This window comes from Paraglaciecola chathamensis S18K6 (genome assembly GCA_000314955.1).
In the GTDB taxonomy this organism is placed as follows: domain Bacteria; phylum Pseudomonadota; class Gammaproteobacteria; order Enterobacterales; family Alteromonadaceae; genus Paraglaciecola; species Paraglaciecola chathamensis.
This window is the reverse complement of sequence record BAEM01000034.1, coordinates 193,697-218,835: the sequence shown is the minus strand read 5'-3', so window position 1 is coordinate 218,835 and position 25,139 is coordinate 193,697. Positions and strand designations below refer to the sequence as shown.

22 protein-coding genes are annotated in these 25,139 nt (G+C 42.5%); 12 read left to right on the top strand and 10 right to left on the bottom strand.

Translation table 11 applies throughout. The features are described 5' to 3' along the window. Positions 1-381: 381 nt before the first annotated feature. The 3 genes from GCHA_RS13555 to GCHA_RS13545 all read left to right on the top strand — a co-directional run bounded on the left by GCHA_RS13555 (position 382) and on the right by GCHA_RS13545 (position 3,832). Positions 382-1,050, top strand: coding sequence for a gluconate 2-dehydrogenase subunit 3 family protein (locus GCHA_RS13555; RefSeq protein ID WP_007989121.1), 669 nt, complete (start codon positions 382-384; stop codon positions 1,048-1,050). Between the two features lie 73 nt (positions 1,051-1,123). Further along, positions 1,124-2,851: a GMC oxidoreductase gene (locus GCHA_RS13550; RefSeq protein WP_007989120.1), complete on the top strand. Its 1,728-nt coding sequence runs from the start codon at positions 1,124-1,126 to the stop codon at positions 2,849-2,851. Between the two features lie 87 nt (positions 2,852-2,938). Continuing rightward, positions 2,939-3,832, top strand: coding sequence for a sugar phosphate isomerase/epimerase family protein (locus tag GCHA_RS13545; RefSeq protein WP_007989119.1), 894 nt, complete (start codon positions 2,939-2,941; stop codon positions 3,830-3,832). Positions 3,833-4,313: 481 nt separating this feature from the next. Here the strand turns inward: GCHA_RS13545 and GCHA_RS13540 are convergent, their stop codons facing one another. Continuing rightward, entirely contained in the window at positions 4,314-5,297 is a 984-nt protein-coding gene (locus GCHA_RS13540) for a hypothetical protein (RefSeq protein WP_007989117.1), read from the bottom strand. Between the two features lie 357 nt (positions 5,298-5,654). Between GCHA_RS13540 and GCHA_RS13535 the strand changes: the two genes are divergently transcribed. Then, positions 5,655-6,491, top strand: coding sequence for a helix-turn-helix domain-containing protein (locus GCHA_RS13535; RefSeq protein ID WP_007989113.1), 837 nt, complete (start codon positions 5,655-5,657; stop codon positions 6,489-6,491). 79 nt (positions 6,492-6,570) lie between these two features. Next, the gene (locus tag GCHA_RS13530; RefSeq protein ID WP_007989112.1) at positions 6,571-7,032 is read left to right on the top strand and encodes a GNAT family N-acetyltransferase; all 462 of its coding nucleotides are present in this window, start codon (positions 6,571-6,573) and stop codon (positions 7,030-7,032) included. A 79-nt stretch (positions 7,033-7,111) separates the two neighbouring features. Here the strand turns inward: GCHA_RS13530 and GCHA_RS13525 are convergent, their stop codons facing one another. Further along, positions 7,112-7,804, bottom strand: coding sequence for a YceH family protein (locus GCHA_RS13525; protein WP_007989110.1), 693 nt, complete (start codon positions 7,802-7,804; stop codon positions 7,112-7,114). A gap of 66 nt (positions 7,805-7,870) precedes the next feature. Here GCHA_RS13525 and GCHA_RS13520 point away from each other — a divergent pair, with 66 nt between their 5' ends. Continuing rightward, positions 7,871-8,827 carry a histone deacetylase family protein gene (locus GCHA_RS13520; protein ID WP_007989109.1) on the top strand — a complete coding sequence of 319 codons (957 nt, stop codon included), beginning with the start codon at positions 7,871-7,873 and terminating at the stop codon, positions 8,825-8,827. Positions 8,828-9,401: 574 nt separating this feature from the next. Here GCHA_RS13520 and GCHA_RS13515 read toward each other — a convergent pair. From GCHA_RS13515 to GCHA_RS13505, 3 genes are all read right to left on the bottom strand, one after another. Continuing rightward, positions 9,402-9,581, bottom strand: a complete 180-nt coding sequence (locus GCHA_RS13515) for a DUF6435 family protein (RefSeq protein WP_007989104.1) — start codon at positions 9,579-9,581, stop codon at positions 9,402-9,404. A 191-nt stretch (positions 9,582-9,772) separates the two neighbouring features. After that, positions 9,773-10,399, bottom strand: a complete 627-nt coding sequence (locus GCHA_RS13510; RefSeq protein ID WP_007989102.1) for a peptidylprolyl isomerase — start codon at positions 10,397-10,399, stop codon at positions 9,773-9,775. 432 nt (positions 10,400-10,831) lie between these two features. Then, positions 10,832-11,389 (bottom strand): hypothetical protein, encoded by a 558-nt coding sequence (locus GCHA_RS13505; RefSeq protein WP_007989100.1) that lies wholly within the window; start codon positions 11,387-11,389, stop codon positions 10,832-10,834. A 159-nt stretch (positions 11,390-11,548) separates the two neighbouring features. Here GCHA_RS13505 and GCHA_RS13500 point away from each other — a divergent pair, with 159 nt between their 5' ends. After that, positions 11,549-13,309 carry a monovalent cation:proton antiporter-2 (CPA2) family protein gene (locus GCHA_RS13500; protein ID WP_007989099.1) on the top strand — a complete coding sequence of 587 codons (1,761 nt, stop codon included), beginning with the start codon at positions 11,549-11,551 and terminating at the stop codon, positions 13,307-13,309. Here GCHA_RS13500 and GCHA_RS13495 read toward each other — a convergent pair whose 3' ends face one another. The 4 genes from GCHA_RS13495 to GCHA_RS13480 are packed head-to-tail and all read right to left on the bottom strand — an operon-like array spanning position 13,310 to position 18,064. Continuing rightward, complete coding sequence (locus GCHA_RS13495; protein WP_007989097.1) at positions 13,310-14,920, bottom strand: porin family protein; 1,611 nt, start codon at positions 14,918-14,920, stop codon at positions 13,310-13,312. Next, the gene (locus tag GCHA_RS13490; protein ID WP_007989095.1) at positions 14,920-15,819 is read right to left on the bottom strand and encodes an XrtA-associated tyrosine autokinase; all 900 of its coding nucleotides are present in this window, start codon (positions 15,817-15,819) and stop codon (positions 14,920-14,922) included. The genes GCHA_RS13495 and GCHA_RS13490 overlap by 1 nt, the downstream gene beginning before the upstream one ends. Continuing rightward, positions 15,816-17,399, bottom strand: coding sequence for an XrtA system polysaccharide chain length determinant (locus GCHA_RS13485; protein ID WP_007989093.1), 1,584 nt, complete (start codon positions 17,397-17,399; stop codon positions 15,816-15,818). Before GCHA_RS13485 ends, GCHA_RS13490 begins: the two co-directional genes overlap by 4 nt. A gap of 29 nt (positions 17,400-17,428) precedes the next feature. Next, positions 17,429-18,064, bottom strand: a complete 636-nt coding sequence (locus GCHA_RS13480; RefSeq protein ID WP_007989091.1) for an XrtA/PEP-CTERM system exopolysaccharide export protein — start codon at positions 18,062-18,064, stop codon at positions 17,429-17,431. Between the two features lie 171 nt (positions 18,065-18,235). Here GCHA_RS13480 and GCHA_RS13475 point away from each other — a divergent pair, with 171 nt between their 5' ends. From GCHA_RS13475 to GCHA_RS13455, 5 genes are read left to right on the top strand one after another with little or no spacing between them, the layout of a single operon-like run. Then, positions 18,236-19,648 carry a TIGR03013 family XrtA/PEP-CTERM system glycosyltransferase gene (locus GCHA_RS13475; protein ID WP_007989088.1) on the top strand — a complete coding sequence of 471 codons (1,413 nt, stop codon included), beginning with the start codon at positions 18,236-18,238 and terminating at the stop codon, positions 19,646-19,648. Between the two features lie 2 nt (positions 19,649-19,650). Next, positions 19,651-20,496: an XrtA system polysaccharide deacetylase gene (locus GCHA_RS13470; protein ID WP_007989086.1), complete on the top strand. Its 846-nt coding sequence runs from the start codon at positions 19,651-19,653 to the stop codon at positions 20,494-20,496. Between the two features lie 21 nt (positions 20,497-20,517). Continuing rightward, the gene (gene xrtA / locus GCHA_RS13465) at positions 20,518-22,011 is read left to right on the top strand and encodes an exosortase A (RefSeq protein WP_007989085.1); all 1,494 of its coding nucleotides are present in this window, start codon (positions 20,518-20,520) and stop codon (positions 22,009-22,011) included. An 11-nt stretch (positions 22,012-22,022) separates the two neighbouring features. Further along, positions 22,023-22,922 (top strand): FkbM family methyltransferase, encoded by a 900-nt coding sequence (locus GCHA_RS13460; RefSeq protein ID WP_007989083.1) that lies wholly within the window; start codon positions 22,023-22,025, stop codon positions 22,920-22,922. Between the two features lie 17 nt (positions 22,923-22,939). Beyond that, positions 22,940-23,956, top strand: coding sequence for an acyltransferase family protein (locus GCHA_RS13455; RefSeq protein WP_007989081.1), 1,017 nt, complete (start codon positions 22,940-22,942; stop codon positions 23,954-23,956). A 35-nt stretch (positions 23,957-23,991) separates the two neighbouring features. Here the strand turns inward: GCHA_RS13455 and GCHA_RS13450 are convergent, their stop codons facing one another. After that, positions 23,992-25,125 carry a right-handed parallel beta-helix repeat-containing protein gene (locus tag GCHA_RS13450; RefSeq protein ID WP_007989079.1) on the bottom strand — a complete coding sequence of 378 codons (1,134 nt, stop codon included), beginning with the start codon at positions 25,123-25,125 and terminating at the stop codon, positions 23,992-23,994. Positions 25,126-25,139: the final 14 nt, after the last annotated feature.

Sequence of the window (25,139 nt, the reverse complement as noted above, 5' to 3'; positions counted from 1 at the left end):
AGTGTTATACGTGCCAATAATATAATCAGATAAGGTTGAACTGTACACCGCTTAATTCCATTGCGTATTAGAAGATTAGCTTACTTTAACCATTTTTATATTTTTAAACGCCGAAATAATCCTACTTTAAACCGATTTTGCGTTACCTAGCATTAACGATTTCCTCTTACAATCATTAACAAGGTATTAACTTGGATGGCGTCAATGACAGCATATCTGCTGTCTTGTTGAACTAAACCTAAGTAATGATTACTTAGCTAAGTAGGGTTTGAGTACAGACTAAACGGACTGCTCTTTCCGTGGGTTGGCAAAGGACCTGTAATTACGGTTTGCATTGGTTAGGCTCAGCGACATTCAATTTCATAATTAAAGGTATTTCTCATGCGCGGATCACAAAACTCGTCTTCTGATGAACAAGTGGCATTATCTGATACTAGCTCGAATGAGCATCTCGAGGTTGAAAACCCTAAAAAGCGTTCATTTTTACTTGGCTTAGGAGCCTTGATTGGTGCTGCAGGAGCTGCAAATTTACTGGGGGGCGGAGGCTTAAGCGTGGCCATGGCGTATCAAGGAAACCCACAAAGTTGGCAGTCTGCTGGACGCTTGTTTACCCAAAAGCAGATGCAACAATTGCGCGACATTTGCCAGTTGGTGATCCCTAAAACCGATACAGCTGGTGCAGGTGATGTAGATACCCATGGGTTTATCGATAACCAATTGGTGCGTTGTCATGCAAATTGGCAGCAAACACAAGTGGTTGATTTACTAAAGCGCATTGACGCGGCAGCGCAGAAACGTTTCAAGAGAAGCTTCAGTGAAGCAAGCGAATCTCAACAGCTAGCCTTGCTTAGCGCGATTGAAGAGGCCGAAAAAGAGTTTGGCCGAGATGACGCAGAGCACTTTGCTTTTTTGAAACACATGATTGTATTTGGCTATTTCACGTCAGAGGTAGGTGCGACTCAGGAGTTAGCCTATTTACCTGTGCCAGGCGGCTTTAAAGGCTCCATTGAGTATTCATCAGTCGGCAAGGCATGGCTTGTGAATCAGTAGTCTTATCAGGCTTCAATGAGCACCACAGTGCAGTTCAAGCGCAAATCGAAAGTATTTAGAACAGGAAGATGTAATGAGTGACCAGATGTACATAAAAGACACTGATGAGACCTTTGATGCCATTGTGATCGGTTCGGGGTTGTCCGGTGGCTGGGCTGCCAAAGAGCTATGTGAGCGGGGCTTGAAAACCCTGATGATTGAGCGGGGCCGCGTGGTAGAACACAGAAAAGACTATATCGGTGAGGGCGTAGCGCCATGGGATATGCCCATGCGCGGCAAAGTAGACAATATTTTACTTGAGCAACGTTATCGTATTCAAAAGCAATGTTATGCCTTTAATGATGCCACTAAGCACTTCTTTGGTAACGACCGAGATTTACCTTATACCACTAAAGATGATACGACGTTTAGTTGGATCCGGGCTAATCAGTTGGGCGGAAAATCTTTGTTATGGCATCGACAATCATATCGTTTGAGTGACCATGATTTTGCTGCAAATAGTCTCGATGGCCACGGCAATGATTGGCCGATACGCTACGCAGATATAGAAAAGTGGTATGGCCATGTCGAGCGTCATGCTGGCATCAGTGGTGCAAAAGAAGGCTTAGAGCAGTTACCAGATAGTGAGTTTTTACCTCCTTTTGACATGACAAAGCCTGAAGTGGATATTAAAGCGGCCATTGAAAAAGTCTATCCCGATCGCAAAATGATCATGGGGCGAATGGCACATTTAACTCAACCTTCTGAACTACATATAAAGCAAGGACGGGTACAATGCCAAGCGCGAAATGAGTGCCAAAAAGGTTGCTCATTTGGAGCATACTTTTCAACGCAAAGCTCAACATTACCTGCCGCCGCAGCCACGGGAAATTTGCATATCGCTCCTGACAGCGTGGTGCACAGCTTGATTTATGATGAGCAAAGTAAAAAAGTGCGAGGGGTGCGGGTTATCGACAACGATACGCTGGCCGAGCGCGAGTATTACGCAAAGGTTGTATTTCTGTGCGCATCAACGCTCGGGAGCACTCAAATTATGCTCAACTCTACTTCTCGCGCGTTTCCTGATGGTATTGCCAATAGCTCTGGTGTATTGGGCCACTACTTGATGGATCACAATTACAACGCGGGGGCCACAGGCGATGTACCTGGCTACGAGGATGAATACTATCGAGGAAGAAGGCCTGGGGGCATTATTATTCCGAATTTCCAGTATGAGCCTAAGCGTGGCAAGAAGAATTACCTACGGGGTTACGCGTTGGCTGGTGGTGCCTATCGTGAAGGCTGGCAACAAAACGCGTCAACCAAGGGTTTTGGGGAGAAGTTCAAGCAGCAAATGACCCAAGCTGGCAAGTGGCGCTTCGGTTTGCATGCCCAAGGAGAAATGCTTCCACGCTATGAGAACACGGTGAAGCTACATCATTCGTTAAAGGATAAATGGGGGATCCCTCAGCTAGAAATCAACTGTCGCTGGTCTGATAACGAATTAGACATGATGAAAGATGCCGCCGATACAGCCGAGGAAATGCTCAAGGTAGCGGGTGTAGAAAACGTCAGCAGTTATGTGAACCAAGGCCCTCCAGGGTTGGCGATTCACGAGTTGGGCACCGCTAGAATGGGACGCAATCCTAAAGATTCTGTGTTGAACCGTTTTAATCAAACGCACGATATAGATAATTTATTTGTAACAGACGGTGCGAGCTTTAGTAGCTCGGCCGTGCAAAATCCCTCGTTAACCTTTATGGCACTCACTGCAAGAGCTGTCGATTATGCCGTTAGTGAGATGAAACAAGGTCGAATATAAGTATGAAAACCTCGCACAGTTAATGTCGGTATTTTATAAATCGAGAAGGTGAGGGGATATGATTAGCTGTTTTAAAAGGAAGCAAAAATGAGATTAACGAATGTAAGCATGCGCTTAATATCGATGATAGGTGCCATCGTTATTACACTAGGGTTATACGGCTGTGGCCAGAATGAAAGTCAAAACCAAAGTCCTAATGAAAAAGGCATAGCACCACAAGTGAGTGTGCAATTGTGGTCTGTGAAAGATGAGGTTAAGCGAGATTTTGAAGGGACACTGACTATACTGGCTGACATGGGCTTTGACGGTGTTGAATTTGCAGGAGATTTTGGTAAATACTCAGATGACCCTCAGGCGCTTAAGGGATTTCTTGATGGTTTAGGGCTTAAAGTGAGTGGTGCGCACATTCCCTTTGAAAAGCTTAATGAGCAACAATTTGCTGACACGGTTGCCTTTTATAAAGCCTTAGGTTGTACAAGTTTGATTGTACCTTATGATGCACGCGCATTTGACCCGCAACAGATTGAGGCTGTTGTGGCCGATTTGAATCGCTTGTCGGAAAAGCTTGCCCCACAAGGGATGAAGATTGGTTATCATAATCACGAAAAAGAGTTTAATGATTTCCAGCAAAGTACTTACTGGGATTACCTTGCACAGAACACCAATGAAAACGTTATTTTGCAGCAAGATGTTGGCTGGACGACCTATGCAGGTAAGGACCCTGTTGAGTATGTTAAGCGCTATCCTGGTCGCACTTTCACCACTCATTATAAAGTTAAACTGCCGGATGACGCGCAAGATAAATTGCCATTAATTGGCCAAGACACCATAGACTGGCCGAGTTTGATTGAAGCTAATATGTCAGTAGGCGGAACGCATTGGCTGGTGGTTGAACAAGAAGAATACCCCAATGATTTAAAACCTTTAGAGGCTGTTAAAATATCCAAACAAGGATTAATGGAATATCTTGAAGTGCGCTAATGCTAAATCAATACGACCCCGTGCGCGTGATGCTCGCGGGGATATTTTATAGAATATAGAAAAAACGCTGCGCTAATTAGGTCGTAGTCTCCCTGCCTAAACTCACATAATCAGAACGAAAAGCCTTCGCTTTCCATACCAAAGCCCATCCAGGCTCTCCAAAAATTTATAAAGACAGCCATGCTTACAAGAAATTTATCAAGACAGCCATGCTCAACTTATCAAGACAGCCAAGCCAATTTATTAAAACAGCCATGCTATAGATGAGACATAGAGGAAATTATAAAGACATCCATGAATTGTTATCGCTTTCGTCATCTTCAAGAAGGTCGCTAAAAAGACACTAAGGTACTTTTTCGTTGAACGTCAGGGGTTTTGTTTGCATTTAGGGTGTTAAAAAAAGAATACGGCGAGTAAGGTGTAAAGTTAGGCGAGCGTCCGCTTCACAAGCTGTGCATTAAGTGTATTTGTTGAGATTGATTTAAGCGCGCTTTAGCAGCTCTTTTGCTTTGCCCATCCCTCGTATTCGTTGATGATGGGTATGGCGCTTGAAGGCATTCATTATTTGCTCTGCACCTGCGGCGTAACAGAAGTGTTTTTCAAACTCAGTGGTTAAGGCTAACCACTGTGCTGAGTCTAATCCTAGTCGTTCTAGAATGGGGTTTTGAGTCTTATCAATATAACCTGCCTTATCATCACGAATACAGCGACCTGTGGTATCGATAAGCTCACAGTAGTCTTTGAGTGAGTAAGCAATTCCTTCGAGCATGTTTTCCCTTGAGCTTCCCACAAAGGGCATTAGCGTGCTTGGTTGAGCTTGATGATGTTTAGCGGCGTGAAGACGCTTTTTGATGCTGGTGTGTTTTGCTGTTTCAGGTGTTTTGGCTATTTTCGCTCTAATCGGGTTTAAATCCACATAGGCCATACAAGCCAGCACGGCACTTTCATCTAACAAAGCTTGTGATTTAAATCGCCCTTCCCAAAACCGGCCTGTGCAGTCATCTTCTTTATTGGCTTGACGGGCAATGTGCTCATTCAAGTCACGCATGAACCAGCTGATGTCGTATAAACGTTTTCTGTAGATTTCAACGGTTTCATCAAAGGTGATTAGCTCTCCTTGGCTCAGCGTATCGCCATTCATGAATTTTTGAGTCAGCAATGTGCCTCTATGCAGCTTGTGATAGCGCCTCAACACTTCATCGCTATCCCAATTATCAGCCAAGGCTTTATCCACACTAAGCACCACATGAGTGTGATTATTCATGACCGCATAGGCACAAATGTCTATTGCGAATACTGTCGCTAGAAACAATAAACGCACTTCTACCCAGCCACGACGATGTTCATAGCTTTTCCCTGTCAGCGTGCTTGTACCGCATAAGAAAGACTGGCGAACACAACGGGACACACAGTGATAATAAGGCGTATCGATTAAACTGATTTGGCTTTTTCGTGACTGAGGCATAACAGTCTACTCAATAAAATGGAACACACAACAAGTATAGTTGAGGGATGAAAATTAACCATTTTTATAATGGGTGTCATTATATTTTATATTCTGTTTTATCATGGGTGTCTTCATATTTGGGCTTTATATATTGGGATTGGGCGGTTTTCTGTTGGGGGAGGTGTTTGTTATTGAGAATGGGCGACGAATATAGCTATGGGGGGCATTATTATGTTGCTATGGATGTCATTATTATATTGCTATGGGTGTCATTATTATACTTGTCAGTATTAGGCTTTGCGCTTACATTTGTGTGAAGTTCGGCAAAAGTGTGGCTTTACAGTCGTGTGGGGAGTAACGAGAAAGGTATAGTGAATGAAAAGCTGGAGGCTATTGCCGAGAATAGAACATCTTGCTAAATATATTGAGTGTTATTGGTTTTTAGAAAAAGAACCTCACGACCAAAATTTTAATTTTCCAAAGTTATATCCAGATCCTTCCTCTCATTTAATTATTGCTCGTTCAAACCGAGCCTATGCGTATACACATGGCTCTATTGTGCAAAACGCTAGAGGAAGTCATTGGGTTTTCCCGCATGTGAATACCTTTATGCTGGATCATTCAGCTCCTTTCGCGATTCTCGGTGTTAAATTTAAGATTGGGGCGCTTTACTCTTTAGATATAAATAGTGTTACTTCTTGTCTGGATAAAATTGAAGAGGTTGAAGTCAATTGCCTTAGTGGCACTGACATTTTCGATTCAGAGCTGCTTTTAATTGCCGCTGAAGATAACAAACACCAAGCCATTTGTAAGTTAGAGCAATTACTGTCGCCGTGGCTAATAGATAATTACGAAGATAAACATAGCCGCTTGGTGCGCCAAATCTTACCTTTATTGAGTCACACACCAGTTAATGAAATTGGCAACCAACTACATCTTTCACAACGTACCACTGAGCGTAGTTTTTATAGGGTGACGGGCTTATCCATGAAACAAGTCCAGTCTATGCTGCGGTTAGAGAATTTGCTTAATGATTTATATCAGCGCGATGAAAGCGATATTAATTGGGTAGAAATTGCCTATAAGTATCGGTTTAGTGATCAATCTCATTTAATTCGTCAACTCAAGAGCACGATTGGAAGTACACCGGCGCGTTATGCGCAACAACGGGATCTTACGATAGATATTTACGGTAATTTCGAAATTACCTAAAACTGTCGTTTTTCTTCAATCTTAGCCTTTCGTAAGTCAGTAACATCAGCGTGATTGACTTGAGAGAGAAGAGAAAACAATGAAAGTAAACATTCGCCAGTATTTGGCTTCAGATTTACCCTTAGTACTTAGCTCATGGGAAGCGGCAACACGTTTAGCACATCCATTTATGACTGACGAATTCATCGACCAAGAAGGAATAAATGTCGCTGAAGTATATATGCCAAATACGAATACATGGGTAGCAGAAATCGACAATATTGTTGAAGGCTTCATTGCGCTGATGGGCAACGAAGTAGGCGCAATATTTTTGCAGCCATATTGTCATGGAAAAGGTATCGGCAAAGCCTTAATGGATAAGGCTCAAGAGCTGCACGGCGATCTCGATGTGGAGGTGTTTAAAGATAACTCAATCGGGCGAAGTTTTTATGCTAGGTACGGCTTCAAACAAATAGAAGAAAAACTACATGCCCCTACAGGTAAACAAATTTTGCGCCTAACATTCACTGCTAATGCAGATGCGCCTCGTATGGGTCGATAGCGACTAGCCATTGACCCAATCGCACTAGCGATACCCTAAGGCTGCGCTTATACATCTATATGTAATAGCGCAAAGTACCTTATCCGGTCAAATCATCTAGGGTTTGTTTAAGCTGTTGTAGTTCATCACGTAATTGCTCGACGGTATCTTCTAGCGCCGCTATACGTGCTTCTTGCGAGGCGCTGTTGGGCGTGAATGAGGCACTTGAAGTGCTAGGCGTACTGGCCGAATAGTCCACTGCTGGTTCGTGGCTAATCGCTTCGTTGGTGTCTTTGTAAAACTGCTGGGCGTAGCGTGATTCTCGTTTGCCAGGTTCGCGTTCTAAGCGCACGACCAATTGCTCACCGTTAAAATCCATTAATTCATTTAGGGCCTTCTCGACTTCATCCACATGGCTAAAACCAGCCATACGCTGGGCACGGGTGCGTAGCTCCCCAGGTGTTTGCGGACCACGTAATAACATCACGCAAATGATGGCCAATTGCTGTGGCGTTAACTGTAAATCGCTAAATTCAGTATTACAAAAACGATGTTTATAGCGTGTGGCGCGACTACCGCTTTGCTCAAATATCATATTTTTTGCGCGCAGCTCATCAAGGGTATTTTGCACTTCAAGCTCGGTGAGCTCCATTACCGGCTCACGGTTACTTTTTTGATTACAGGCGGTGGTGATACTGTTCAATGAAAGTGGGTATTGCTCAGGTGTGGTGACTTCTTTTTCAAGTAGTACACCGATTACGCGCGCTTGCAGCTGGGTTAAGGTAACTAACAAGATAACTCCTTAGAAAATAAATATGCCTTGCAGCGAAGGAAAACCGACGAGACAATAAGGTAAATAATGCTCTGGTCCGAATATTGGGCTGAAGCTAAGTATATGAATGAGAGCCATCTTTTGTCGACACCTTTAGTTTTTCATCCCATTTACAGTCAGCTAGATTTACCCTTTAAACACCGATTTCCCATTGAGAAGTATCAAGCTATCTACGATAGGCTTATCAGCTTAGGCGTACCCAAAGCGCAGTTTTACCAACCGGATGCGCTCACACCAAGTCAGTTAAAACGCGTTTACAGCCCCGATTATGTCAACGGGCTTACCCAAGGTGTGCTTGACCCTAAAGCCATGCGTAGGATCGGCTTTCCTTGGTCAGAGCAACTGATTCAGCGCTCGTTAACGGCTGTTGCAGGCACAGTCATGACTTCAACCCTAGCCCTTGAACAGGGCAAAGCATTGAATTTGACCGGTGGTTATCATCATGCATTTGCGAATTTTGGCGCAGGGTTTTGTTTGTTTAATGATCTGTATTTAGCCGCTTTGAATATGTTGCAGGCCTCAGCTATTAACAAAGTATTGATTTTCGATTGTGACGTTCACCAAGGAGACGGCACCGCTAAATTAGCCTCTAACAACCCGAAGGTTTTTACTGTATCTCTGCATGGCGAGAAGAATTTCCCACATCGCAAGCAGGTTTCTGACTTAGACTTTCCATTAGCGAAGGGAACAACAGACGATGAATATTTAACTGTGGTTGAGCGCGCTTTGCATCAAGCATTTAGCACCGTTCAGCCTGATGCAGTGATATACGATGCTGGTGTAGATATCCACGTTAATGACGACTTAGGGCATTTACATATATCTACCCCAGGGGTGTACGCCAGAGACTGTATGGTGTTCGACGCTTGCAGTAAACAGGGAGTGCCGGTGGCGGCTGTGATAGGCGGTGGGTATCAACGGGACATCAGCGCGCTTGTTGATGTGCACTTACAGTTATACCGAGCAGCGGGGGTTGTAGCCTAGATTTTCTCTAAGTGGTTAATGATTTACCGGGGTTGGAATTAGGGGGCTTTCTTTAATAACTCTTGTACGGATCCGACAACCATTGGCTTTTTCCGGCCTCCCATTCCCGCATAACCATTATTTACCCTTGCGGCCAAACTACCTTTCGGAGCTATACGGGGTTTCCACGTTTCGTTCCTGTGACTCGATGGGTTAGGTCTCTCTTTTACACCGGCGATGCGTATACTCAGGATATCCCATCTGTGAAAGGGTATTCTTGATCGCTTACCATTTGGTTGAAGCTTGTCAGCCGCTTTAGCTTCTTAACAGTTGCGATGCTTTTCGAGATTTGCATTTGCTGACCTTACCAACATCCTTAGCGCCTTCACCGCTTGCGGCTAGCAGTTTCGGAGCTACCTTTACAGGTTGCACCTCAATGTTACCGTCAACGCACAGCTGAGTAGGGAACTACTGGTGAGACAGTAGGTTTAACATCCAATCCATTGGATTAAATAATCACAGGAGCAACTTCGTGTCGCACCACAAAATTAATTACAGGCTCCAAAAATAAGTGTCCGGTTGGAGTTCAGGTTCTTCAGCGCCTTTCGTTTTTTTCAAGCGTTTCGATTTCGCTCCACAGTGCTTCAGCTTCAGCTGTTAATGTCGCGTAGGCCCGAATATCGCCCTTTCTTTGCGCTAACATAGCGTCTTCAAGTTTTTGGTTATATTGTTTCTTGAGCTTTTTTACGGGAGACGATTTTAAGAAATCAAACATACATTATCCTTTTGCTTGTGCCGAAATGGTTATCCGAATATCAAGGTTTTACTCTTTTAGCCGCATTTAAGATCAAATTCGCTTACGTTTGAGAACAGCATATACATATCCGCGCGAGCGCTTATCGGTTTAGGTTATACAGTGTTCTTATTTTTGTATGCTAAACGTGAAGCATCAGGGAGGTTGCCTTATTATTTACTCAATATTATGGATTGTATTTCGATGGGCTGAGCTAATATCTGGTTTTTTATATAAGGATCTTCCACGGCTTTGGTCTGCCTATTACGCTGTATTTTTCTAACAATATCCATTCCTGAAATCACTCTTCCAAAAGCGGCAAAACCGAGACCATCGGGATTGCGTTTACCACCGAAATCGAGCGCTGGTTGGTCACCAACACAAATGAAAAACTCTTGAGTCGCAGTATTTGGGCCGCCTCGTGCCATTGATAAAGTTCCATCTTGGTGCTTGAGGGATGTGTACTTTGTTGTTTCGAGCGAAATGGGGGGGAAATCTTTGTGGTGTAAATTTGTTCGACCTTGAATCACTGATATTTGTGGCGTGCCTTGATCATTGTCTGGCCCTACAACACGGTAAAAATCGCCTCCGTTGTAAGCGGCATCCTTGATATAGGCAATAAAATTGCTCACCGTGGCTGGGGCTTGTTGCGAGTATAGCTCGATAGCAATGACGCCGAGCGAGGTCTGAATTGTAGCCTGTTTGTTTACCTGCTTAGTCTGCGCTTGGGCTTGTTGTAATGCTATTGGACTAATGCAGATAAGCAATATTAAATAGAAATGCGCTAAACGTATGTACATGAAAATTCCTTTTAAAGAGTAAGAGTAAACGAATACCAATCCGCATGAATGAGTGCCCCTTCAGAATGCGTCTAGCGTTTTTTGAACAAGGCGTCGCTATACAGTAATGGTTGCCCTTTCAAATAGTGAAAACGCAGAGCAAAAGTCGCTGGGGCCATACCTTTCAGGCGGGTGTTAAAAGAGCTTACACTGAGTTGTAAGACTTCGAAAGAGAATAACTATTTGTGTATTGCCCCCAACCAGTCATGCGCCTTGTCTAAGGCTTTTACACTCTTGATGTGTGTTCAGATTATTAAAGTGGAATGGTATAAATGATATGGAAACGATATCTAATGTACAGCGACCTTGTAAAAATAAAGCCATAAATACGAGAAGTGAGTATCGTACTTACGGCTTTGGTTATACCAAACGTCCATAAAACCCTTACCAAGGTTATGGCATAGACTTCATGACTTGGCTGAATTTATTCTGGCCGCTGACTACCCAGCCTGGGGTGGCTTCTCCTGAACCTGCATATTGCAAACTAGGATGGCTACTCGCAACGTCTCGCAGAATCGATTGCTGCTCGGGGTTTATGTCAACAAAGAATATGTGCATTCCTTGATTAAGAAGTTGCTGAAAGCGTTTAAACTGATAATTTGGGGTTTGTATTCCGATTAGGCCACCTTCCCAGGTGCAAAAGCCCAGAATAACCACTGCACAGAAGCCGAATGGGATCCAACCTACTGCTGTGGTGTACCACTCAAAGAAATAAGCGACGACTAGTATAAGTAGTGCGCCAACCACGCCGATGATCGCACCACGCTGGGTGGAGTGCACGACGTCTTTTTTCAAAACCGCTTCAATAGCATGCAGGTGGTGCTTTTCAAGAGCAGCATCGTTCTCGCTTAAAACGTGAAACTGGGGGACGGTTAGCCCACTATCTAATAGTTCTTGTTCAACCTGTTTTAGGTCTTCTAAATCATCTGTTATGTAGTAATGTCTAAACATTGGTTTCTCCGACTGTTTATTAACCACTTGTTAACGTGGTAAGTATAGCAGCGCTTGTGAAAAGTAAATTATTTTGACTATCTAGGCTTAGCTAAGCTGATGTGTTCGCGAGGTATGGTCTGATATGATCATGCCTAATATGTGTTTTAGGAAAGTCAGATGAGCTTAATGGGATCCGCGGTAGTATTTTTAGTAGCAGCTGTGGTGGCCGTTCCTATTTTTAGGAAATTAAAGTTGGGGGCCATATTAGGCTATCTTGTAGCAGGCGTGGTTATCGGTCCGTCGGTTATGGATTGGGTGAATGATCCGCAGACTATTCTACACATAGCGGAATTGGGCGTCGTTTTTCTGTTATTCATAATCGGTCTCGAGCTTGACCCAAAGCAACTATGGGACATGCGTAAAAAAATTATGCTGACAGGGGGCTCACAACTGCTATTTAGCACAGTGTTTATTGGGGCTATGTGCTTGTTGCTTCTTTCCTTATCACCTGTCACCGCTTTGGTGGTAGGTTTGTCTGTTGCACTGTCATCGACCGCATTTGCGGTACAGTTAATGGAAGAACACCGTGTATTGAAAACACCTCCTGGGCAACAGGGGTTCTCTATTTTGTTGATGCAAGATGTCGCTGTCATCCCCATATTACTGCTCGTAGCGAGCCTGTCCCCAGGTGATGTAGCAAGTGGACCTGCTTGGTGGGTAAGCGTATTAGCTTTGTGTGCTGTGCTTGTGATAGGCCGCTTTCTTATAAATCCATTTTTGAGCTTGATTTCACTTTATGGCAATTCAGAAGTAATGACTGCCTCGGCCTTGCTTATAGTTATAGCGACAGCGTTAGGCATGCAAGATGCCGGACTTTCAATGGGGATGGGGGCATTTGTTGCAGGAATTTTATTAGCCAACTCAAGCTTTAAACACCAGCTTGAAACGGAAATTGCTCCTTTTAAGGGACTATTTTTAGGGCTGTTTTTTATCGCTATCGGGATGAATTTAAATTTAGCTTTGTTGGTATCCGAACCCTTGTTCATTTTGGGGGCTAGCGTGCTTTTGGTCGTGGTTAAAGGTGGAGTAATCTTCGCTATCTTAAAAGTAGCTAAGCAAAATACCACGGATGCCGTGCGAATAGGGCTGATGCTTTCCCAAGGTGGAGAATTCGCCTTTGTAGTGATGTCTCAAGCAGAAGTGACTGGGGTTATTGAAACTTTGATTTCTCAGCAAGTGACTTTGATTGTGGGCATCTCTATGGCGCTGACCTCACCATTAGTTATTTTGCACAGTGTTTGGTTTAACAGTAAGAATTGCCCTGCGGTATATGACGCAGAGCCGGATGAAAAAGAGCCTAAAGTCTTAATCGCGGGGCTTGGACGATTTGGACAGGTATCAGCACGTATTTTAACGGCGAATAAAATCCCGTTTATTGCACTGGACAAAGACCCTGAACAAATAGAGTTTTTGAAGAAGTTCGGTAGTAAAGTGTTTTATGGCGATGCTAGTCGCCTAGATTTATTACGAACAGCTGGTATCAGCAAAGTGAAGGTGTTGCTGATAGCCATAGACAATGAACAAGAAGCGCTGAAGATCGCCTACTTAGTGCGTGATCATTTTCCGCACATTAAGATTATAGCTAGGGCGCGTAATCGAATGAGTGTGATTAATTATGCAAGGGCCGGTATTAATACTTATGTACGAGAGGTATTTCCTGCAGGATTAAAAGCAGCAGAGAAGCTGCTTCAAGCGTATGGGTTTGACGAGGATAGAGCGACCCGCACAGTTGAGGTGTTTGCGAAACATGATGATAAGCTGGTCAATATCAGTGCGACGAAGAACTTAAATTTACAGCAAATGATTGATATTAATGAACAAGGAAAGTCAGAGCTACAATCCCTGTTTGAGAAAGACGAAAAAGGGATTGATCGTTAATTAAAAGCGGTAATTGAGACTTGCTGTAAGACGAGAATCGGTGATATCTCGACTGTCGTCTTCTGTTTCTCGGTCAACATAGCGTGCAGATACAGTAAGTTTCATATCTCTACTTAGCGCTCTTGTGAAACTAGCTCTGATGTTCAACACGTCATTTTGTCGGTCGGTGTCGCTGTAATCTATGGTCGAATAACTCGTTGTAAGGCTGATATCATTACGGCGGCCCAATTGATATGCAATATTCAAGGTAGCGACTCTACTGTCTTGTTCTCTGGCTGATTCAAGATATTCAGTTCTATTATAATTTAGGTTTAAAGAGGCTGAGAGACGACGTTTGTTGAAACCGAAGCTAATCTGGCCACTTTTTCTAAACAAGGTTTCGTCGGTAATGTCCGTAGTGAAACTATTCAAGCTGCGGAATTCTTCACCCGCTTGTAAAACATATTCTATTGATGTCGGTTGAAAACACTCAGCAAACTCAGTAGAGCCAATAGGACAAACAAATAAGCTACTAGTCCCTTCTACAATGCTTAATCTTGAATAAGACGTCACACTTTCCGAGTAGCTAGCTTGGGTCTTAAATGACTTTAACTTATAAGCGAAGTCCATGTCGTAAGCATCGCCATAAAAATTTTTATCATAGGTAAAACCCAAAAAAGTGCGCTTCGAAAATGCCCATTGGGTATTTAATCCTACATATCTGCTATTATTATCACCCTCGTCCAAATTGTTATAAGTGACATCGATAAAACGGTCATCCGATGGTTGCCAACGAATGCCCGCGCCGTAGGACGTGGTATCTAAGTTCTGCCTATTTGCAGTGGTTATTGAATTCTCATCAATGTCGTATTTTCTGTCGGTCGCGGTAACAATCAATGAGTAGTCATCGGTGAATTTGAAGCCAATGTTGGCGCTCGTTAAAGTTGACGTCAGATCACTCGTGCTTTCACGCTTAGTGTCACTGAATTGAGAGCTGAGTAGAAAACTTAAGCTTTGCAGCCGACGGCCTTGATATATCTGTGCGGATGCAGTGTAACCTTCGCTGTTGAGGTTGGTTAAACTGCCTAGGGTTTCATTTGACTTTGTTTTTGAATACCCACTTTGAACCGCCATACCAATATAGCGCGGATTAGGAGTGACAAAGCTTAATTGTGCATTATGGCTCGATACTTTACTTAGAGCACCGCTACTGAGAACTTTGTCACTTATGTAACTTTGCGAGGTATCAATAACTCGATAATTTTGGCTTCCAGCCAACGATAAAGACAAGACATCTTCGATTATGCTAATGCCTGAAGAGTATGAAAGTTCTGTAAAGCTCTTGTCCGTATTCGGCTCACTGCTTTTTTGTTCAACTGTTGTATTTTCAAGTACAAGAGAACCGCTGGCACGCTTTCCGGCAAAGTAAGAAACTAATTTAGGAGAAACAGACACTGCTTCAGTGCCTGTGCTAGGCTCATTTCCCGTTTTAGTATCGTATACATAACCAGTGGTCGATATAGAAGGTAGAAATTTAAGGTCGGCAGCGTACAAGCCACCTGGGAACCAACAAGCAACAGAAATAGCGATTACAAGTTTATTAGGTTTGGAGAACGCTGTCGTGCGCATCATTAATTTGCTCCTGCATAGTAATAGCCGTAACCTGTTCCATCTTTTCTAATCTTTTGTGCTTTATTTACTACAAAACCAATAGCCATGTCAGGGTTTAAATGGCCAACTGCTTCTTGTATGTCCGTGATTTTAGTTGACTGTTCTTCTGCCACGACAATCGCTTGACCGGCTAGGTTAGCCAAGATTGCCGTTTCATTAATGCCTAATAACGGAGGCGTATCTACGATAACGACACGATCCGGATAACGATTTGCAAACTCTTGTACTGCTTCATACATTTTCTCACTGGCTAGTAATTCAGTTGAAAGGTGGTGAGATTTACCAGCTGGGATAATACGTAAATTTGGTACATTGGTTTGGCACATGACTTCGGCAATATCAGACTTTTCACCGAGCAGATATTCCATTAGTCCATCTTGGTTTTGCAGTTCTAGGGTGCGCATAACGTTAGGGCGAAGTACATCAGCATCCACGAGTAAAACGGTTTTGTCTTGTTCGAGAGCAATGCTCAAAGCTAAATTAACTGCGGTAAATGTTTTACCCTCACCCGGACGAGAACTGGTGACCATGATAATATTGCTGTTATTCAATGATTTTGACAATGGACCAAAAGCGTTATCAAGGATTTTGCGTTTTATCGCGCGATATTCTTCATTAATTAGTCGACGTTTGGCACTGGTTGAAACAAAGCCCTTCTCTTCCATTTTGAACAGATCGATTTCAATGCTCTCAGGGGGGGGCAATGCATTAGATGCACCTTTAGCGGTGTTGGCAGTAGCTACCTGATTAGAGCCAAAAACCTCGTCTTTCGACATTGAGTCTTGTGATGAACTAACATCATCAGATTTGGCCTTCTTATCTTTTTCCTGTTTGGATAGAGCACGCTCTATTGTGTTCATGCTAATACCCTCGATATGACATCGATGTTCATTATTTCAGTGGCCATCAAGGTCCCGTATAAAATTAAAATTACACCCGAAGAAAACGCAAATACCAAGATCCGAGCTCGATTAACTTTGCGGATCCCTTTGACATTTAGATGAGAAACAACGCCTAAAACCGGATAAGACGTTAATGTAGTAAGCTGACTACCCCGGATAAGGATGGGGTTAATTTGACTGATTAAAAATGCGATGCCCAGACCGGCTCCAAAACCGATAAATACAACTGCAGTATAACCAATTAAACGGTTGGGCCCGCTTGGGCTCAATGGAGCAAGGGGAGGGTCAATTACTCTGAATTGGACATCTTCAGATGATACGTCAGCTTTTTGAGCTAAATCTGCTGATTCTCTTCTGGATAGGAGTTCTTCGTACTTTCGCTTAGTGATTCCGTAATCACGATTTAAAGCAGTATATTCAGCTTCTACTTGAGGCACCAAATCAATTTTTTGTTGCAGTGATTCAATTTTTTGCTCAAAATCGTCCCTTCGCACTTCCAAGGAAGCAATATTGCTTTGTAAGCGGCTTATTTCAATCCTAATTTCTGTGGATAGAGCATTTAAACTTCCACCTCCATTCTCTCCTGCATTGGCTGATGCTAAATATTCGTCTATTTCCTCTTGTCTAGATGCTTGAAGTGACTCTAGTAACGAATTAGCTTCAATCACGTCAGGGTGCAGGTCAGTGTATTTGAGTTTTAATTCATCGAGACGCTCTTCTAAACTTCTAATTCTGGCATCGAAACGTGTAGATAAAGAAGACTTAGAATCGGACGGCTTGACAGCAAAACCGTCGACACGGGAACTAGATTGGTTTATTTCTCCAGTTAATGCTTTGATCTGCTGTTCAGTTTCTTTTATTGTGAGTTCAGTTTGCTCTTTTTGCTCTTTTAACTGAGTATAGTTTTGATAGAAAGAACCCTTATTCGGAAGTAATGTGGCATACTTACGTTTGAAATCAGCAACGCGTTGTTCGGCATTGGTCAGCCTAGCCTCATACTCGGAAATTTGCGCTTCAATGAATCGGCTCGCCGAATCTGAGTCCTTTCTAGAGCTGCCAAGTGCTCCCTCCACGAACAAATCTAGCGTCTCCTGAACGACGGTTTTCGACATTTGTGGATCGCTATTGCTATAAGAAATAGTGTATAAATTATCTCGACCTACAGCCCGTAACTGTAAGTTACTATCTAGATCACTTATAACCTTTTCATAGTCTCCAGGGGTAAGCGCAGTTATGTCTAAATCAGACTCTCGAGCAATTATTTCTAGGTTAGGTCTGCTCAACAGAGTCTTAACCATCATAGAAATCTCTTGCTGGGGATTCGTTTGAACAGCTAAACCACGTAGCAAAGGCTGTAAAACAGAACGTGTATCTACATACACGCGAGCTTGGGACTCATAGGTGTCAGGCATAGATACCACATAGGCAAAACCTAAGGGGCAAATAAGCCATGAACAAATCATGATGTAACGTTTTTTTACCCAAACGCCCCTAATATAATCAAGCAGCAGCTCGATCGTTTTGTGTAAATCTTGCATCTAAATGTCCGTATCCTTCTAAATGTTGCCTAGAACCAAGCTTCAGGGATAATAATGATGTCACCGGGTAATATATCTATATTCTGTGCAATGTCGCCGTCGCGTATCAGCGAATCGATATTAATACCAAAAGTTTGCTGCTTGCCGTTAACAGTACGAATTAACTTGGCATTATCACCAGCTGCATATTCTGTCAGACCACCCACTGAAATCATTAAATCCAGTAATGTCATTTGCTGAGTATAATTAATTGCACTGGGGTTTGTGGCTTCCCCAATAACTCGCACTTGCTCACTTAATGGACCAGCAAAACGAGTGACACTGACAGTAACGCGAGGACTGTTAATAAATTTACCCAAAGATTCTTCCAATTCTCGGGCAAGTACGAAGGGCGTTTTTCCGGTAACCTCAATGTCTTCTACAAGTGAAGTAGTGACTTTACCGTCTGGTCGAACAATAAAACTGCCAGAGATATCGGGGTTACGCCATACAAATATTGATAATGTATCGCCAGGACCGATTAGATACTGATAATTATCTACAGAAGTAGTCAAAGAGGGGTAGGTTGACGCATTAGGAAGGCTACTATTACTGCTTGAGCATCCTGCCAGGGTTAGAATTGATAAAAATACTAAATTGAAGAATGCTATTTTGTTAGTCTTCATGTAAATTGTAGCTCCGTGTGTTGAACTCATCGATCATCAATGTAACAAGATTTAGACTTATTTCAAAACATAAAATAATGAACAATAATAAAAAGTTAATCGGACTCAGATACTGATTTATATTTGAGAATAGTAAATGATTAAGTCGTTACGAATAGAGGAAAGAGATTAATGAGTTTTGTTAATCGAAAGGAAGTAAGACGTTCTAACATACTGATGATTTTAGAAGCATCAGTAGTCGCGTATATTTTGTATTTAACCTTGGGGATTGTAAGTGAAATCACTGGGTCATCTACACCGCAAGTAGGAGATGTATCACTTTACATTGGTTTATTTACGTTTTTAGTGATTGTTTCGGCACTTTCTGTCGGGCTCTACGAATCGAAGCTACGTGAGACATTTCGCGGGATTATTCGTCGAATTTTCGTCAGTGTTGCTCTCGGGTATTTCGTTATGGAAATCTTGGGGAACACGGTTCTAGGGTATATCGATTTACATCAGTACTTCCTGCCAATCGCAGCGGGTTTGTGCATCGTTGCCTTAGTTATCTTTCGCTATTTCATCAATCGGCTTGGTCTTCTGGGCTTAGGCCAAACTAAAATTGTTGTTATTGGAGCTGGTGAACGAGCGTCGATTATTGAAAAGCGTATGCGCCGTGAGGTAGACCGCTTCGGCTTTGAGCTCTTAGGTTTTATCCCTATTCCTGGCGACAACCGTGAAGAAGGAATTCAAAACGAGAAATTAGTTCACGTTAAAGTTGATGAAAATTTTCGCAATTTTATTACGGACAATGATATTGACGAAGTCGTTATCGCATGTGACCAAAGGCGTGGAACGCTACCGGTCGAAATACTTTTTGATTGCCGTCTTCGCGGTGTTGAAGTCACCGATTTGCTTGATTTCATGGAGCGCGAAACCGGGCAGATTGTGGTTAATCTCATGTACCCTAGCTGGGTTATTTACTCCAACGGTTTTAATTCGCAAAACTACCTGCGAGATGCACTCGATTACGGAATGAATAGCCTTTTAGCTTTCGTCGTATTGATGTTTACTTGGCCATTTATGCTGCTTACTGCACTGATTATTTATTTTGAAGATAATAATGGGATCAAAGCTTCTGTTTTTTATAAACAAGAGCGAGTTGGTTTGAATGGAAAGTTGTTTAACATTATAAAGTTCAGAAGTATGCGTCCAGATGCAGAAAAAGACGGTGCCAAATGGGCGACAACGAATGATGATCGCGTGACGAAAGTCGGCCAGTTTATACGTAAGTACCGAATTGACGAATTGCCCCAATTATTAAATGTCTTTCGTGGTGAAATGTCTTTTATCGGACCGCGACCAGAACGCCCGCAGTTTGTCGAGCAGCTTATTCGTGAAATTCCTTATTATAATCAAAGGCATAATGTGAAGCCGGGCTTGGCAGGTTGGGCGCAGTTAAACTACCCATATGGCGCCAGTGTTGAGGATTCAATGGAAAAGTTAAAATTTGATTTGTATTACGTTAAACATCAAAGTTTAATGCTCGATATTCTTATTTTAATCCGTACCGTTGAAGTCGTGCTATTCGGTAAAGGGAGATAACCATGTCGGATAGCGTATTAAATGCTATGACAGTCGATGTAGAAGATTTCTTTCATGTTTCAGCCTTTGAGTCGGTCATTTCGCCAGAGCAATGGAAGGACTATCAGCCCAGGGTTGACAAGAATACGCGTACCTTGCTTGACATGTTTGCCAAGCACAAAGTCAAATCAACGTTTTTTGTCCTCGGCTGGGTTGCTGAACGCTATCCCGAATTGATTAAAGAGATACATGCTCAGGGACACGAAGTTGCCAGCCATGGGTACGCTCACAGGCGAGCAACCGAGCAAACTAGAGAAGAATTCACCGCTGACGTGACTCGCTCTAAAAATCATCTTGAAGATTTACTTGGCGAGGCGTTAACAGGTTACCGCGCACCCAGTTTTTCAATTGGTTATGATAATGAATGGGCATTTGAAGTATTGGCAGAGTTAGGCTTTCAATACAGTTCAAGTACTTATCCAGTGAAGCATGATTTATATGGCACGCCAGATTGGCCACGGTTTGCTTATATGCGAAAAGAAGGGATCATAGAGATTCCGATACCTACGCATAAAGTGATGGGACGCCAAACTCCAATTGGCGGAGGAGGCTACTTTCGCTTGTATCCTTATACATTAACGAAATCTTTGATTAGTGGTTATCTTAAAAAAGAAAAGCAGCCCTATTCTTTTTATTTTCATCCGTGGGAGATTGATGCTGACCAACCTCGTATGGTCAATGCTCCTCTTAAATCCAAATTCCGACACTACGTGAATTTAAATAAAACGCAGGGAAAACTGGAGCGTTTACTTAATGATTTTTCATGGGACACCATGAAGAGTGTTTATAATATTGATAAAACTAGCTAGGAATAGGACGGAGTCTTTCCAATGAATGATGGAAGTATGCATGCCCCTGAAGAACGTCATTCAACAAGAGGGATTATAGCACTGCTAGTTGTTGTCACGTTTTGGGTGTTGACATTTTGGCAAGGTATTGTCACTGCAATCGATATCTGGATTATTTCAGATATTTTTAATCACTGTTTATTTGTTATCCCCGCCAGCATTTATTTTATTTATTGTAAAAAAGAGCAACTCTCGCTCTCTGCGATTAAACCCAATTACTGGGTTTTAATTTTATGCTTTGGTAGCTTAGGGCTTTATGGTGTTGGGCTTTCTGGTGGTGTTCAGCTTTTCATGCATATTGCTACATTTACCTTCTTACCCTTTAGCATTTGGTTTCTATTAGGAAACGAGCAAGCTAAAAGAATCCTATTCCCATTATTCTTTATCGTTTTTTGTATTCCGGTTGGTGAAGAGTTAATTCCTACGTTGCAAGCTGTTACAGCAGATCTGTCTGTCATGATGTTGCAGTGGGTCAATGTGCCAATCTATCGCAGTGGTTTATACATAGAGATCCCGGAGGGACGGTTTCTAGTTGCAGAAGCATGCTCAGGTATCAGCTTTTTTATTGCTTCGATTGTGATTGGTTCGTTGTATGCCTATATGAATATGCAGTCGCGCATTCGACGAATCTCTTTCGTCATTATCGCGATTATATTTCCCATTATTGCAAATGCTATTCGTGTTTTCGGCATCATTTTAACAGGCCATTTAACGAATATGGAACATGCTGTCGGCGCTGATCACCTTATCTATGGATGGGTGTTTTTTAGTTTGGTGATCATATGCTTAATAGGGCTGGGCGAGTTAATAAGAGAAAAGTCTTCTGATCTGAAATCAGAAACACCACTTGCAATCCCCTTCGCACCCTCTAATCAAGTTTATATAAAGGCAAGTGTGACAATATCGGTTGCTATGTTGTTTTTCCTATTCTGGTACCAACTTATTCAAAGCCAATTAGTGGCAGGAACCTCACCTGAGCGTCTCAAAGCACTGCCTTTTACGGGGGAAAAAGTAACAGCTAACTGGTCGCCTGAGTTTGTCGATTATTTTGACAAAAATGCTTCTCGATTCATGTTCGAAAGCAAGGCGGTTGATATGCATGCGGTTTGGTACCCTAAAGGACGCGGAGAATTGGTGAGCTTTGCTAACCGTATGTATTTGGAAGACTTTTGGACATTAGAGTCGGTCTATTCAGTCCCTATGAACACAAAGACAGAGATTAACGTTGAGCAAATAGTTAATGCGCGCGGTGTACGCTTGCTTGGGTATTGGTATTTCGTTGATGGTGAGATATTTTCTAATAAAAATCATGCAAAGTTATATGAAATTTATCAAATAATGTTAGGGCAACATTATGGAAGTGGTCTTGTTATGGTCTCAGCAGAAATTGAATATAGTACGTTAAACACAGATAAGGCATGGTTCAGTAGAATGATGAGCAGCAAGTTTAGCGCTATCAATCAAATATTTCCGTAACTAGTAATAATATGCAATCTTTCAATTTTGCTAAGCGGTACTTTAATCCTCTTGTTAATCGTTGCTTGGTTTGGGCGCAAACTCATGAATGGCGCGGAAAGCATCATTTTTATCTATGGATGAGTGCTAATTTTCCGCAAAAACTGATCCGTTATAAAGTCAAAGAACGTTTCTTTTCTGTCCCATTGGCCGAATTGTGTTTTTGGTTGGAAGGTGGGCCTAATAATTACTACTTAGAAGAGTTTATACCCTTCTGCGATTTACTGAGTGACTTAGAAAAGCCTTTTACTCTTTTAGATTTAGGGGCCGATATCGGCACAGTCTCGTCTTTAGTTGCATCTCGCTGCACGAACTTAAGTAACATTATTGCATTTGAACCAAACCCAAACTCTTTCATTGTACTCGAGCATAATTTTTCTCAATTTGCGCTCGATGTAATGGCGCTAAATTCAGCGGTGTCTGACTTTAACGGTAAGGCTGACCTTGAAGCTGATATGAGCCGTGCTAACGACCATGAAGGCCAGATAATCAGAGCTGATTCGGGAGCTGTCGATGTCGTCAGTTTAGATAGTTGGTTTAGATTGAATCCCCAGGTGAAATTATGTTCCCGGGTGGTCGTTAAAATTGATGTCGAAGGGCAAGAACAACAAGTGCTGGCCGGTGCGGCTCAGTTATTAACCAGTGTAGATTCAGTCATTTTGCTGCTTGAAATTCACCCTGACGTGCTCGTTAAAACGAACATTACGCCCGAAGAATTGTTTCGCCAAGCTGAAGCATTACGAGGGTTCGATTGGTATGTACCTATCGTCTCCAAAGATAAAAAGGTCGATAGAACGACAGCGTTTTTCAAGCAGTACGAAATGAAACAATACGATGTGATCGGTATTTCGATTCCAGTTGAGCAACAATAGATAACAAAGGAAAAGCTATGTTCGGGGTGTATCGGTTTATATTAGCGGTTAATGTGGTGATATATCACGTACTAGACGTCGCTTCTATTGGTCCATACGCGGTTTATAGCTTCTTTGTGCTCAGCGGCTTCTTGATGACCATGATAATGAATGAGTCCTATGGGTATTCATTAGATGGTTTTAAGCGCTATGCTTTAAACAGATTTCTTCGTCTTTATCCTGTCTACTGGTGCCTCTTGCTATTAGGTATCTGCATAATATTATTGATTGGAAATGAGGTCTCAGGCGTATTTCACGCTAAAATGATTTTACCTAATGACTTTGCAAGCGCGATAGCAAACGTCACTATGATCTATCCTGCATTTGAGCCTGTGACTTATCCAGTGCGTATTTCTCCCGCTACTTGGGCCTTGAGTATTGAAATTTTGTTCTATGTATTGATTGGATTGGGTATATCCAGAACTCGTATGATTACTTTGATCTGGCTATTCGCTAGTATGTGTTGGGTTGGGGGAAATATGTTTCAGACAGGTTCATTTTCAACAGGATATGGAAATGTACTGCAGGCCGCCTTGCCGTTTTCATTAGGAGCTTGGGTCTATCATTACCGAAAATGGGTCACCAGCGTAGTTTATAAAATTGGTATGCCCTTGATCGTATGCCTTTACATAGGAAATATTGCGATTGTGGTGCTGTGTCAAGTTCTGATAGCTGACAAAGCTTGGTTCGTAAGTCTTATTGGAAGTTGGCTAAATTTAGGGCTTAGCACCTTAATGACCGTGTTGTTGTTTGAGCAGGGTTCTCGTTTTTTTAGTAAAAAGGTTGATAGAGTTCTTGGGGATTTATCATTTCCCATTTATTTATTTCATTGGTCAGGAGCGGCCTTGGCTTCGTGGTTAATCACAGAGGATATGAGTAAAGGCGCTCTTGTATTTACTTTGGGACTCCTCATTACTGTTATTATATCCGTATTGGTTAATATATACGTTAATGAGAGCATTGAGAGGATAAGAGCCCGCATTAGACAAGGCTAGCTTCACTAAATTTTTCTCTTGTTCCATGTCAGGGGTCACTGATTTTCGGACCAAGATAAAACATCGAACTGACGTCGTTCTTCTTTGCTAAGCATTTCTTTTAAATTTTTAACCCTTGTATTGTTTATCAGCATCGCTTGTGCACCATTTCGCTTGCGCACAGGCTTGTTGGTAATATTGTCTGCTATCACAATATTTTGCGTATCAGCAAAGCGATATTCTATCGCGTTGGGGTAGCCGTGCTCGAGGTATATTCTGTTATCTAGAATCTGAGTATCTGGTGATTCCTCTAGTGAAATTCCCACATCTGCGTTGGGGTCATTTTTATCATAGTGGATAATTAGATTCTCAATGATGGCCCCGCCGGACGCTGGTTTACCCTTAAGACCGAAGCCGATCCCACGGTCGCAGTTAATAATTATATTGTTTTGTACAGTATTATTGCTTGCTCCATTCCAAAAATGGACAGCAAACTCTGCGACGCGTTTATCTGGGCTGGCAATATCTTTAAAACGGTTGTGCGTGACCATCCAGCCGCGCGAACCATGTGCGTCGATCCCACCTATGTAATAATTTGGGCCGATCCCTTTGGTGTAAGCAAATTCACAATTTTCGACCACACCGTAGTCGCTGCTATTTTTTGATTTTCCACCGGATGAAACCTTAACTAATTGTTGATAACTGTCTTGCAGAATACAATTTTTGAGGGTAGGGAAGTCAGCATCGCGTTCTCCAGAAATTTGGATAAGATGATTGCCCGCCTCAGCTAAGGCGATACCGTCGAGTGTAAAATATTTTGCGTGAACGGTGATGATATTCTCTACTTGACCCCGGCTACGCATGCCTAGGCCTGTTATTCGAGTACTAGTAGGGTTCGATGGATCGCCTATTAGTCTGATGTGTGCGGCTGATATGAACAGCGGCTTGCTCAGCTGATAATTGCCCGGGGCGAGTAATATTTTGGTTTTTCCATTTTTATTAGCCAAATTCAATGCGTTGTACAGAGATGTAACATCCGATACTTCGATCGTAGATAACTCCGTGTCTACACTACTATTTTGGCTGAATGTAACGGTTGAAATGCTTAAAATAAGTAAAAATAGGCAAAAATGATGCCTGACCTTATTCAACGTAAATTCTCTGATACTGAAGCGAGTCATGGATGGCATGGTAATGAACCTTT